The organism is Megasphaera stantonii, assembly GCF_025567065.1.
GTDB classification, from domain to species: Bacteria; Bacillota; Negativicutes; order Veillonellales; family Megasphaeraceae; genus Megasphaera; species Megasphaera stantonii.
The window spans coordinates 41,293-53,615 of sequence record NZ_JAOQKD010000002.1 but is presented as its reverse complement, the minus strand read 5'-3'; the positions used below and the strand labels follow the sequence as shown (position 1 = coordinate 53,615).

General features: G+C 54.2%; 11 protein-coding genes. 9 read left to right on the top strand and 2 right to left on the bottom strand.

What is annotated here, in order from left to right; translation table 11 throughout:
- Window positions 1-204: 204 nt before the first annotated feature.
- Entirely contained in the window at window positions 205-1,572 is a 1,368-nt protein-coding gene (locus OCV58_RS02290; RefSeq protein WP_154876893.1) for a DUF389 domain-containing protein, read from the top strand.
- Window positions 1,573-1,653: 81 nt separating this feature from the next.
- Here OCV58_RS02290 and OCV58_RS02285 read toward each other — a convergent pair whose 3' ends face one another.
- Entirely contained in the window at window positions 1,654-2,577 is a 924-nt protein-coding gene (locus OCV58_RS02285; RefSeq protein WP_154876818.1) for a LysR family transcriptional regulator, read from the bottom strand.
- Between the two features lie 731 nt (window positions 2,578-3,308).
- Here OCV58_RS02285 and OCV58_RS02280 point away from each other — a divergent pair.
- The 8 genes from OCV58_RS02280 (at window position 3,309) to trpA (ending at window position 11,519) form a co-directional block, all read left to right on the top strand.
- Window positions 3,309-4,604: an SLC5/6 family protein gene (locus OCV58_RS02280; RefSeq protein WP_233127935.1), complete on the top strand. Its 1,296-nt coding sequence runs from the start codon at window positions 3,309-3,311 to the stop codon at window positions 4,602-4,604.
- A gap of 488 nt (window positions 4,605-5,092) precedes the next feature.
- Window positions 5,093-6,568: an anthranilate synthase component I gene (gene trpE, locus OCV58_RS02275; protein WP_154876817.1), complete on the top strand. Its 1,476-nt coding sequence runs from the start codon at window positions 5,093-5,095 to the stop codon at window positions 6,566-6,568.
- Window positions 6,552-7,124: an anthranilate synthase component II gene (locus OCV58_RS02270; RefSeq protein ID WP_154876816.1), complete on the top strand. Its 573-nt coding sequence runs from the start codon at window positions 6,552-6,554 to the stop codon at window positions 7,122-7,124. The genes trpE and OCV58_RS02270 overlap by 17 nt, the downstream gene beginning before the upstream one ends.
- Window positions 7,125-7,151: 27 nt before the next feature.
- Window positions 7,152-8,162, top strand: a complete 1,011-nt coding sequence (trpD, locus tag OCV58_RS02265; RefSeq protein ID WP_154876815.1) for an anthranilate phosphoribosyltransferase — start codon at window positions 7,152-7,154, stop codon at window positions 8,160-8,162.
- Between the two features lie 9 nt (window positions 8,163-8,171).
- Window positions 8,172-8,960 (top strand): indole-3-glycerol phosphate synthase TrpC, encoded by a 789-nt coding sequence (gene trpC / locus OCV58_RS02260; RefSeq protein WP_154876814.1) that lies wholly within the window; start codon window positions 8,172-8,174, stop codon window positions 8,958-8,960.
- Window positions 8,953-9,552 (top strand): phosphoribosylanthranilate isomerase, encoded by a 600-nt coding sequence (locus tag OCV58_RS02255; protein WP_154876813.1) that lies wholly within the window; start codon window positions 8,953-8,955, stop codon window positions 9,550-9,552. Before trpC ends, OCV58_RS02255 begins: the two co-directional genes overlap by 8 nt.
- Window positions 9,553-9,562: 10 nt before the next feature.
- Complete coding sequence (gene trpB / locus OCV58_RS02250) at window positions 9,563-10,747, top strand: tryptophan synthase subunit beta (protein ID WP_154876812.1); 1,185 nt, start codon at window positions 9,563-9,565, stop codon at window positions 10,745-10,747.
- The gene (gene trpA / locus OCV58_RS02245; protein WP_154876811.1) at window positions 10,740-11,519 is read left to right on the top strand and encodes a tryptophan synthase subunit alpha; all 780 of its coding nucleotides are present in this window, start codon (window positions 10,740-10,742) and stop codon (window positions 11,517-11,519) included. The genes trpB and trpA overlap by 8 nt, the downstream gene beginning before the upstream one ends.
- A gap of 284 nt (window positions 11,520-11,803) precedes the next feature.
- Here trpA and OCV58_RS02240 read toward each other — a convergent pair whose 3' ends face one another.
- Entirely contained in the window at window positions 11,804-12,130 is a 327-nt protein-coding gene (locus OCV58_RS02240) for a cupin domain-containing protein (protein ID WP_087478211.1), read from the bottom strand.
- Window positions 12,131-12,323 lie beyond the last annotated feature (193 nt).

Below are 12,323 nucleotides of genomic sequence, written 5' to 3'. Positions count from 1 at the left end.
GTATTATATATAAAGTATACTACAAAAGTAATAATAAAACAAAGGCAAGACGTTCATTTATGTATTACGTATATGCAAATGCAGGGTAATCCGCATTGAAAACGAGCATATGTCTACCCTAATTTTGATATTTTTTGTATAATAGTTAGTAATAAAACCGTGCTGGTTTCATATGAAATGCGTATAGACGAAGGGATGATGGACATGGGTGAATGGCGGGATGTGTTTGATATTAAACGGGACAGCGCGCCGGTGGAAGAGATTGCGGCGCGGATTGACGCCGATTCTACGGTAAAGGGTGCGAATCTGGTTATTTTAATCATGGCGATTTTTATCGCCTCTGTAGGCCTCAACATGAACAGCGTGGCCGTGATTATCGGGGCTATGCTCATTTCGCCGCTCATGGGCGGCATCGTGGCGACGGGATACGGCATGGCGACGTACGACATGCGTTTTATTAAAAAGTCGCTGGTAAAATTGAGCTTTCAAGTCGTCTTCGCCTTGCTCACGGCGGCGGTGTATTTTTCCCTGACGCCCATTACGACGCCGTCGCCGGAAATGCTGGCCCGCACGGCGCCGACGGCCTGGGACGTCATCATCGCCCTGTGCGGCGGGATTGCCGGGGCCGTCGGCAATACGCGGCAGGAAAAGAGCAACGTCATTCCCGGCGTGGCGATTGCGACGGCTCTCATGCCGCCGCTGTGCACGGCAGGCTACGGGATTGCCGCCCATTCCTTCCATTTCTTCGGCGGCGCGTTGTACCTCTTTTTTATTAACTGCTTTTTCATTACCTTTTCCAGTTTCCTCATTTTTAAAATCCTGCGGGTGCCTGTGTGCGGAGGCGTGTCGGAAGCGCATTTTCGCTATCAGCGGTGGTTTCTCATCGTCTGCGGCTTGGTCGTGACGGTCCCCAGCCTGTATATGGCCTATGTCACGGCGAATGAAAATATCCGCGATTCGCAGGTGAAATCGTTTATTTCGCAGGACATGGATCTCGAGGCGTCGAGCGTCGTCGCATACGAGCTGGATCATGACGTGCTGAACGTCGACGTCATCGGCGCTCCTTTGGATGACCGGGAGATAGAGCGGCTGCAAGCATCGCTGCATCAGTATGGACAGCTGCGGCAGACGACGCTGAAGGTCGTGCAGGGGCCGGCGTCGCAGCTCAATCAGGAACAGGTGCAGGAAATCATCAACGCCCGCCTGGCCAACGAGCTGAAAAACGACAGCGGCAAATCCTATAAGGAGCTGGCGAATCAGTATTACGGCTCGTACAAGCGCGACGCGGCGGACCAGAATCTCCTGCGCAGCCTGAACCGTCAGGCTCCTGTTTTATTCCCGGCAGTACAGCAAATCAGCGGCGGCACGCTGAGCTCCTTCGACGGAGCAGAGGAAGCGGAAGGCCGTCAATGGCTGGCCTATATCGTCGTCAGCCGCCAGCTCACGGCCGACGAAGCCGGGCGGCTGCAGCAGTGGATACAGACGCAGGCCGACATGCCGGTCGTCGTCACTATTCAATTACAGGATACGCCGAGCCAATTTTACGGCAACGGCATCGACTGGAATCCATAGCAGGAATGATGCAAAAGCCCTGCCGTATCGGGATGGTACGGCAGGGCTTTTGCGCGTATGGAAGCGGAATCGGACTGGTTCTCAGTCCTGGTCAGGCTGAGACGCCTGCAGGCAGTGTTCGAGCCATTCGAGGTAGTGGCGGCATTCCGGCGCAATGGAAATGCCTTTCAGGTGAATCCAGCCGACGGTCAGGGTATTGGCCGTGTGAATCGGAGTGGAGCAAATCCCGTCGCAGCAGATTCCCTGGGGAAGACGGCAGGCCCCTAAGGCGTAGGCGTCGGTGTTTTTGATGATCGAAAACATCGTGTTCCTATCGGTTACTTGAATTTCCTTTTCAGACCGTATATCGGGGAGAAGTTCTTCCGACAAGTAGTTGCTCGTATTTTCCCTCTTCATCTTTACGTGGGGGTACGAGACGAGGTCCTTCAGGGAGACCGATGCAGACTGCGCCAGGGGATGGGCGGAACGGACGTACAGGCAAGGCGAGACCGTTTTCAGGCCGGTGAAGTCTAAATTGTGCTTCGTAAACACGGCGTGGTTATATGCCGTCGTGCGCGGCGACATGAGCAGGACGCCGATTTGGCTTTGCTGCTCTGCGACCTGGCGGATGACTTCGCCCGTGCGGCCTTCGTGGAGCGACAGGGAATAGGCGTCGCCGCTTAACGTCTGGAGATAGCTGGTAAAGGCGTCGGCGGCGAAGATATCGTAGTGGGCGGCAATGGTCAGATGGGCCTTGTCCTGCCTGCCGGCGCTGCGGTCGAAATAAGTCTGCAGGCGGCTGGTCTGCTCGATAATCGAGCGGGCGAAGCGCAGGAAATCGAGGCCCTGGGCAGTGAAGGATACGCCGCGGTGATTGCGGTTTAAGATGGTAATATGGAACTCTTCTTCTAGTTCCTTGACGGCCATGCTCAGGCTGGGCTGGGAAATAGACAAGGATTGAGCGGCTGACGAGATGGAATTGTGTTTAGATAACTCGATTACATATTTAAGTTGCTGTAATGTCATACGATACCTCCGTGCTTTATATAGAGAAACTATGGAATTGGCAACGACGAAGACATGGGCCGGCAAAACGCCGGTTTTTCGGGCTGTTAAAAGGCAGAAAGGCGAGGGTGACGCTAAGGGTATAAAAAAATTTTTGCTGACATTTGGGAGAAAAATCAGAAATATATAAATTTTTATTTATTTTTTAAATGTTTTCTTGATTTGATAATGATTACTGGTTAAATCTCATAAAAACGGCAATAGAATAATAAAATAGCATATTGTAAATGCATATCATACATATAAGGCCGGGGTTAATGTTTTATGGAAAATATCGGTTATTTCCGATAAATTTGTCGGCTTGATATAAGATAAAACTATGACTAAGGAATGCGTTCTATATATTTTACAGCCTATGCAATCCATGTTATACTTTAGACAACAAATAAAACGTTTGAGTAGAAGGTTATACCACTATTATAGCTTTAAATTTTACGGCAGGCAATATACGGACTGGAATGGCTTATAGGAATTTCGTATATAAAACACAGCCGGAAATTTAAATATACAATATGCGGCACTTGCTTGAAAAAATGCTTGCAACACGCATAACAACGTACTGTAAGGAGTTACGATGGGGGAAGCAGCTAATCGTGTGGGGACGATGGCTAGTAAGTTTCGCTTAGCTCGAAAGAATGCGAGCGGCTATCATTTTACTGCGGTTTCTGTATTCATTTAGGAGGTTATGCACAATGAACTCATCGGCAGCGCTTGCGCGGCAGGCAGGGATGACGGACGTAGAATGGAAAGCGGCCGTTAAGTTTGACAGCACGGACTGGGGCTGGGTTATTATGAGTATCGGCATGGCAATCGGCGCCGGTATCGTATTCCTTCCCGTACAGGTCGGTCTTGTCGGTATCTGGGTGTATCTGTTTTCGGCGATTATCGCATATCCGGCTATTTATCTCTTGCAGCGCTTATTTATCAACACGTTGGCCGATTCGCCGCGGTGCGAAGATTACCCCAGCGTCATCAGCGGATATTTGGGGAAAAACTGGGGCTTCCTTCTCGGTATTCTCTATTTCCTCAGCATTTTGATCTGCGTGTTTATGTATTCGACGGCTCTGACGAATGACAGCGCGTCGTTCCTGTATTCCTTCGGCGTGACCGATACGCTGCTGTCGGACAGCCCCTTCTACGGCCTGGCTATCATCTGCGTCATGGTTGCCTTGGCGTCGCGGGGCGAACAGCTGCTGTTCCGCATGTCTACGCTCATGGTTTTGACCAAGCTCCTCGTCGTCATCTGCCTCGGAGGCATCATGGTTCAGCATTGGAATATCGCCAACATCGGCGTATTCCCCGACTTGGGATTTCTGATTAAGAATACCATCGCCATGCTGCCGGTTACGCTGACGTCGATTTTGTTCCTGCCCAGCATCAGCCCGATGGTTATTTCCTACCGTTCTCATCACAAGTCTATCTACGTAGCGCGGTATAAAGCGATGCGGGCTATGAAGATTGCCTTCAGCGTCTTGTTCATTACGATTTTCTCTTATGCTATGTCCTTCAACTTGGCCATGGGCCATGAACAGGCTGTAGAAGCCTACTCGCAGAACATCTCTGCCCTGGCTATCGTAGCCAGAGGGTTTGACGGCAGCGCCGTTAAGATTTTCAGCCTAATTTTGAACATCTTCTCTGTCATGACGGCATTCTTCAGCGTATTCCTTGGCTTCCGCGAAGCCTGCGGCGGCATTGCCCTGAACATTCTGCGCCGCGTGATGCCGGAAGAACGGATTAACAAGTCGATGGTAAAAACGGGTATCCTTGTCTTTGCCGTAGCCGTTGCCTGGGGCGCTATCGTTCTCAATGCGCCGGTTCTCAAGCTGTTAACCCTTCTCGGGCCTATCTTCGGCTTGATCGGCTGCCTGATTCCGGCCTACCTGGTGTACAAGGTCAATTCCCTGCACAAATATAAGGGCATTACGCTGGCCCTTATCATCTTCGCCGGCGTGCTCTTAGTCGTATCGCCTTTCCTGGCCTTCTTCTAATCGGATTACCTAAGCCATACATAGCTTTCAGCGCATCTCTCTTTGCATTCCCTCCAACGAAGAGAGATGCGTTTTTTTGCGCTATAATGTATTATCTTAATTACGTAAAACGATTGCTTTAAAATCTAAAGAGATAAATTCTTGACAGATTAGTTTTTTTGATATATCATACAAATCAACAAACGAACATAGCCCATGAAAACCAGTGAGGCGGAAGTAAAAACGATGTCGTGCACGTACAGAGAGCCGGGGTGCTGAGAAGCCGGCCGAACGCAGCTCGTTAAATGGACCGCTGAGGGCGCAGTCAAAGGCTTTAGCCGAGTATTCTGCGACGTGGAGGCATACGTCAGTTGCCGGGAATGTGATGGCATTCCGTCGAGAGTAGGAGTCATATCCTAAAGCAAGGTGGCACCGCGGAGAAACTATATCCGTCCTTGACAAGTTGTAGACTTTGTCATGGGCGGATTTTTTTATAGGAGGAAACAGCGATGCTGTCATTAGCAGAGGTAAAGGCCTACGGCCCCCAATATAAAACCGTGCCGGTGAGCCGGTGCATGTACGCCGATATCCGGACGCCTGTCGAGGTAATGCGGATTTTGAAAACCGTGAGCTCCCAGTGCTACTTGCTGGAGAGCATGGAGGACTCCAAGCGGTGGGGCCGGTACACGTTTTTAGGATATGATCCCCAGATGGAGCTGGCCTGCAAGGACGGGACTGTTCACATCCGGGCCGGCACGGACATAGAGGTTCAAACGGAGAACCCGGCGTCCTTCCTGCGGCAGGTCTTAGCAGACAACGCGGCGCCCCGCATCGACGGCCTTCCGCCCTTTACCGGCGGCCTTGTCGGATACGTCGCCTACGATTATATCCAGTATGCCGAGCCGTCGCTGCATCTGGAGGCTGACGACGATGAAGATATACTGGATTTCGACTTATTTCTGTTCGATAAGGTCATCGTCTTCGACCATTTGAAGCAGACTATCTTCTTGATTGCCAACGTACGGCTTGACGGAGCGGACGAGCATTACCAGAAGGCGCTGCTGGAGCTGGAGCAGATGGAGCGGCTCATCCGCCGCGGCAAAGGGGCCGACATCGCGCCCCTGCGGCTGCAAAGCCCTTTCCAGCCCATGTTTTCCCGCGAGGAATACTGCCGCATGGTAGAGGCGGGAAAGCACTATATACGCGAAGGCGATATCTTCCAGGTCGTCTTATCCAATCGGATGGAGGCGGAAGCCGACGGCAGCCTCTTCGACGTATACCGCGTCCTGCGGACGACGAACCCGTCGCCGTACATGTTTTATTTGTCGGGAAAGGATCTGGAAATTGCCGGCTCTTCTCCGGAAACGCTGGTAAAGCTCCATAACGGCTCTCTCTTTACCTTTCCCCTGGCGGGGACGCGGCCCAGAGGCGCGTCGGATGAAGAGGACGCGGCGCTGGAGCAGGAGCTCCTGCATAACGAAAAGGAGTTGGCGGAGCACAACATGCTCGTCGATTTGGGGCGAAACGACCTGGGGCGCGTCAGCGAATTCGGCTCCGTCCACGTCGAGTCGTACTTAGACGTCCTGCGGTTTTCCCACGTCATGCATTTAGGGTCTACGGTAAAGGGGACGATTTGCAAAGACAAGACGGCCGTCGACGCCGTAGGAGCAGTCCTGCCGGCGGGGACGCTGTCGGGAGCCCCGAAAATTCGGGCTTGTCAGATTATCGACGAGCTGGAAGGGAAAAAGCGGGGCGTGTACGGCGGTGCTGTCGGGTATATTGATTTTACGGGCAACATGGATATGTGCATCGGCATTCGCCTGGCTTACAAAAAAGGCCGGCGCTTGTTCGTCCGGTCCGGAGCGGGCATCGTCGCCGACAGCGTGCCCGAACGGGAATATCAGGAATGTCTCAATAAAATTCAGGCCGTGGTCATGGCGATCCGGCAGGCTGACGGAGGGATAGACGATGATTGTGCTTATTGATAATTACGACAGCTTTTCCTACAATCTCTACCAGCTGCTGGGGCAGTTCGACCGCCGGATTACCGTCGTGCGGAACGACGAGACGACGGTCCAGGTCATCGAAGCCATGCATCCCGACCACCTGGTCATCTCACCGGGGCCGGGGCGGCCGGCCGAGGCGGGTATTTGCGAAGAAGCCATCCGGCATTTTGCCGGAAAGGTTCCCATCTTAGGCGTGTGCCTAGGCCATCAGGCCATTTGCGAAGCCTTCGGCGGGGAAATTACATACGCCGAACGGCTCATGCACGGCAAGCAGTCCGTGGCGCATATTTGCAGCCCGTCGCCATTGTTCCGGGACGTGCCGCCGGCTATCGACGTCGGCCGCTACCATTCGCTGGCGGCGAAGAGGGGAACGCTGCCGGACGAATTGGAAATATTGGCTGAGACAGACGAAAAGGAAATCATGGCCGTCGGCCATCGAAAGTATCCTATATACGGGCTGCAGTTTCATCCGGAGTCCATCTTGACACCGGAAGGCCCGATAATGATTCGAAATTTTTTACAGCTATCGGCGTAGACGATCTATGCGGAGGGGGATGTCATCATGATACGAGAAGCAACGGTAAAATTGATACAGAAGATAGATTTGACCATGGAAGAAACGATGGCCGTCATCAACGAGATTATGAGCGGCGAAACGACGCCGGTTCAGACGGCGGCCTTCTTAACGGCGCTGCAGGCTAAGGGGACGACGATCGATGAAATCACGGCCTGCGCCAAGGCGATGCGGGCCCATGCCCTGCCCGTAGATGTCTGTGACGGCGTATTGGAAATCGTCGGAACCGGCGGCGATAAGTCGGGATCGTTCAATATTTCCACGACATCGGGCTTTGTCTGCGCCGCCGGCGGCTGCAAGGTAGCGAAGCACGGCAACCGGGCGGCTACGTCCAAGAGCGGCGCCGCCGACGTGCTGGAAGCACTGGGAGCGAATATCAGCATGGAACCGAAACGGTGCGCCGAGCTGCTCCGCAACGTAGGGTTCTGCTTCCTCTTTGCCCAGCATTATCACAAGGCCATGAAGTACGTCGGGCCGGTCCGCAAAGAACTGAGCGTTCCGACGGTGTTCAATATCCTGGGGCCCCTTACGAATCCGGCCCATGCAGATCACCAAATCCTCGGCGTGTACGACGAAAGCCTGGTAGAGCCCCTGGCCCACGCCCTGCACGGCCTGGGCGTTAAAAAGGGAATGGCAGTGTACGGCCTGGACCGGATGGACGAAATATCGGCGTCGGCGCCGACGAAAATCTGCGAATTCGACGGCGATACCTTTAAGACCTACGTCATCGAGCCGGAACAGTTCGGACTGCAGCGCGGCGCGAAGTCGGATATCGTCGGCGGCACGCCGGCGGAAAACGCCGCGATTACCCGCAGCGTCCTGAGCGGGGAAAAAGGCACGCGGCGGACGGCCGTCGTCCTCAATGCCGGGGCCGGCTTGTACGTTGCCGGAAAGGCGTCGACCTTTGAAGGCGGCGTTCGGCTGGCCGAAGAGCTTATCGACAGCGGCAAAGCGATTCAGACCTTGGATGCCTTTATTGCCCAGAGCCACATCGCTTAGGAGGACGTCATGATATTAGATACGATTGCCGCCGCCGTCGCCAGACGGCTGACGGAAGATATACGGCAAATTTCGCGGGACGAGATGCGGCAGATGGCCCTGGCCACGCCGGCGGCAGAGGGCTTTCCCTTCGAACAGGCCCTCAGAAGGCCGGGTATATCGGCTATCTGCGAAGTCAAGAGGGCGTCTCCGTCGAAAGGCGTCATTGCAGAGCAGTTTCCCTACGTGGACATTGCCAGGGAATACGAACAAGCCGGCGCAGCGGCCATATCCGTCCTGACGGAGCGGGATTATTTTCAGGGCAGCTGCCGGTACTTGCAGGAGATTTCCTCAGCCGTAAAGACACCGCTGCTGCGCAAGGATTTCATCATCGACGAATACCAGGTGGATGAAGCGCGGCGCAGCGGCGCTTCGGCCATACTTCTCATCTGCGCCCTGCTGGATGACGAACAGCTGGACAGGCTGTTTCGGCGGGCCGACTCGCTGGGATTGTCAGCTTTGGTGGAAGCACATGATGAAGATGAAGTACGGCGGGCCGTCGCTGTCGGCGCGCGCATCATCGGCGTCAATAACCGCAACCTGAAGGACTTTTCCGTGTCCTTGGATACGAGCTGCCGCCTGCGGCCTCTCGTTCCGAAGGACACCCTCTTCGTAGCGGAGAGCGGCATACGCTGCTGCGCCGACATAGACCGCCTGCGCGAGGCCGGAGCCGACGCCGTTCTCATCGGCGAAACGCTCATGCGCAGCGCCGACAAAAAAGCGGCCCTGGCAGAGCTGACGGGAGAACGTCATGGTTAAGATCAAGCTATGCGGCCTGACGCGGCGCTGCGATATCGAGTGGGCCAATGAACTGCATCCGGATTACGTCGGCTTTGTCTTTGCCGGCAGCCGCCGCCGCGTGACGGACGGGCAGGCGGCGCAGCTGCGGAAAATCCTGCGGGAGGACATCCCGGCCGTAGGCGTATTCGTCGACGAGCCTATAGACCACGTTGCGGCGCTGGTACGGCAGGGTGTCATCCAGATGGTGCAGCTCCACGGCGCAGAGGACGAAGGCTATATCCGGGAGCTGCGCCGGGCTGTATCGGCGCCGGTCATACAGGCCTTTTCCGTCCGCTCGCCTGAGGATATACAGGACGCAGGCAAGAGTTCGGCAGATTTCATCCTGCTGGACCATGGAGCCGGCGGCACGGGACAGGCCTTCGACTGGTCGCTGGCTGCGGCGCTGGACCGGCCGTATTTTCTGGCCGGCGGGCTGCACCCGGGCAACGCCGCGGCGGCGGCTGAGCTTCGCCCCTATGCCGTAGACGTGAGCAGCGGCATAGAAACGGAAGGCGTAAAAGACAGACAGAAGATGATAGAATTCGTAAGGCGAATAAGACATACTTTTTAGGAGGTACATCATGAGCAATGGAAGATTCGGACTCTTTGGAGGACAGTACATACCGGAAACGCTGATGAACGAGATTCATCGGTTGGAAAAGGCCTACGCCTTTTATAAGCAGGACGAGGAGTTTCAGAGGGAATTAAAGGACCTGCTGGATAATTACGCCAACAGGCCGTCGCTGCTGTACTACGCCGGCAAGATGACTGAGGATTTGGGCGGCGCAAAAATTTATTTGAAACGGGAAGACCTGAATCATACGGGAGCCCATAAGATCAACAACGCCCTGGGCCAGTGCCTGCTGGCGAAAAAGATGGGCAAGACGCGGGTTATTGCCGAAACGGGGGCCGGCCAGCACGGCGTGGCGACGGCGACGGCCGCGGCCTTTATGGGCTTGGAATGCGAAGTCTTTATGGGTGAAGAAGACACGATACGGCAGGCCCTGAACGTATACCGCATGGAGCTGCTGGGCGCGAAGGTCCACGCCGTCACCACGGGAACGAAGGTCCTCAAGGATGCGGTCAACGAAGCGATGCGCGAATGGGTCAGCCGCGTAGACGACACGCATTACGTCATCGGTTCGACCATGGGGCCCCATCCCTTCCCGATGATGGTCCGCGACTTCCAGTCCGTCATCAGCCAGGAAGCGCGGGCGCAGATTTTGGAACGGGAAGGAAAGCTTCCGGCAGCCGTGCTGGCCTGCGTCGGCGGCGGCAGCAATGCCATGGGCATGTTCTACCACTTCATCGGCGACGAATCGGTACGGCTCATCGGCTGCGAAGCTGCCGGCAAGGGCATCGACACGAAATTCCACGCCGCGACGATTTCCAAAGGCAGCGTCGGTATCTTCCACGGCATGAAATCGATTTTCTGCCAGAATGACCAGGGGCAGATCGACGAGGTATATTCCATTTCCGCCGGCCTCGACTATCCGGGCATCGGGCCGGAGCACGCCCATCTGTACGAAAGCGGCCGGGCCCAGTACGTTCCCGTAAAGGACGACGAAGCTGTCGAAGCCTTTGAATATTTGGCCCGAACGGAAGGCATCATCTGCGCTATTGAAAGCGCCCACGCCGTGTACCATGCGATGCAGCTGGCGCCGAAGATGAACAAGGACGACGTGATGATCGTCTGCTTATCGGGCCGCGGCGATAAGGACGTAGCGGCAATTGCCAGATATAAAGGGAGGGACATCCATGAGTAAGATTCAAAACGCATTTAAAGACGGAAAAGCTTTTATTGGATTTTTGACGGCAGGCGACCCGTCGATAGAAAAGAGCTGCGAATATATCCTGACGATGGAACGGGCTGGCGCGGATTTGGTGGAAATCGGTATTCCTTTTTCCGACCCTATCGCCGAAGGCGTCGTCATCCAGGAAGCCAACATCCGGGCTCTGTCAGTCAACACGCGGCTGGAAGACGTGTTCCGCCTCGTCGAAATGGTACGGCAGCAGTCCCAGGTTCCGCTGGTATTCTTGACCTATGCCAATCCGATTTTTAATTACGGAAAGGACGCCTTCTTTGCAAAATGCGCCGAAACGGGCGTCGACGGCGTCATCGTTCCCGATGTGCCCTTTGAGGAACGGGGAGAATTTGCCGACGAAGCGGCGCGGCACGGCGTCGACATCATCGCCATGATCGCGCCGACATCGAAGGATCGGATTAAGGAAATCGCCGCCGTCGGCCAGGGATTTTTGTACATCGTGTCGTCCCTGGGCGTTACGGGGACGCGCAGCGAGATTACGACGGACTTGAAGGAAATCGTCGACGTGGCGAAAAGCGTGACCGACGTGCCCTGCGCAGTCGGCTTCGGCATCAATACGACCGAGCAGGCCGAACAGATCGCCGCCGTCGCCGACGGCGTCATCGTCGGCAGCGCCATCGTCAAGATCATCGGCAAGTACGGAGCCGAAGCGGGCCCCCATATTTACGAATACGTCAAGGCCATGAAGGCCGCGGCGAGCCGAAGCATATAAAGGACAATCCCCTCAGCCTGTTGGCCGAGGGGATTGCTTTACCCATGATAAAGACCCGGTATACACGCGACATATGCGTACCGGGCCTTATGGTATAGGATTCATATTCATATGGTTTTTGGTTCTGGTATCTTTAACCTCGCTAAATACATACATTCGTCTCAAACTGTGGACTACCTTGATTTGCAAATCTGCAAGTATTCGAAAAGCTCGAAGAACTAAAATCCGACAAGTTAGTACTAACGAACATTGGCGAATCATCAAGCGAAATAAGTGGACATTATTTAGTTTTTAATAATCAACGCGATGAAAACGAGGTTTTCGCCGCCCTTGTTTTCGATGCTGTGACCCATTCCGTCCGACGTATAAGTGACATCTCCTGCTTTGACGGTTCGGACTGTGCCGTTGTCGTCGTACTCGCCTTCACCGGAAAGGATATAATAAGCCTCTGCGTTGCCATGATGAACATGATAGCCTAAGGAACATCCAGGTTCCAGAGTGACTCTCGCGAACATGTCATTCTTGCCCAGCAATTGTTCCGCCGACAATAGGTGCTCTTTTACAAGATGCCCTTTGCCTCCAGACGCATGTTCAATAATCTCTGTGTTCACTGGACTCACCCCTTTCTAATGCTTCCGCATTTCTTACCTATATTATAGCATGGTATTTTTAATTTGTCATGAGGAAAAGTTAAAATTATTATACTTTTTTATCAATACATAAGATATCTTAACGGCGGCTCATAGGGACTGTACAGGAAGGGCCGGCGGGTATGCTATAATGAAGCCATGAGACTTTGATACA

Excerpts from the sequence above, each read along its gene's own strand:
- OCV58_RS02290 (WP_154876893.1), top strand. The coding sequence starts at position 205 with ATGGGTGAATGGCGGGATGTGTTTGATATTAAACGGGACAGCGCGCCG.
- OCV58_RS02285 (WP_154876818.1), bottom strand. The coding sequence starts at position 2,577 with ATGACATTACAGCAACTTAAATATGTAATCGAGTTATCTAAACACAAT.
- OCV58_RS02280 (WP_233127935.1), top strand. The coding sequence starts at position 3,309 with ATGAACTCATCGGCAGCGCTTGCGCGGCAGGCAGGGATGACGGACGTA.
- trpE (WP_154876817.1), top strand. The coding sequence starts at position 5,093 with ATGCTGTCATTAGCAGAGGTAAAGGCCTACGGCCCCCAATATAAAACC.
- OCV58_RS02270 (WP_154876816.1), top strand. The coding sequence starts at position 6,552 with ATGATTGTGCTTATTGATAATTACGACAGCTTTTCCTACAATCTCTAC.
- trpD (WP_154876815.1), top strand. The coding sequence starts at position 7,152 with ATGATACGAGAAGCAACGGTAAAATTGATACAGAAGATAGATTTGACC.
- trpC (WP_154876814.1), top strand. The coding sequence starts at position 8,172 with ATGATATTAGATACGATTGCCGCCGCCGTCGCCAGACGGCTGACGGAA.
- OCV58_RS02255 (WP_154876813.1), top strand. The coding sequence starts at position 8,953 with ATGGTTAAGATCAAGCTATGCGGCCTGACGCGGCGCTGCGATATCGAG.
- trpB (WP_154876812.1), top strand. The coding sequence starts at position 9,563 with ATGAGCAATGGAAGATTCGGACTCTTTGGAGGACAGTACATACCGGAA.
- trpA (WP_154876811.1), top strand. The coding sequence starts at position 10,740 with ATGAGTAAGATTCAAAACGCATTTAAAGACGGAAAAGCTTTTATTGGA.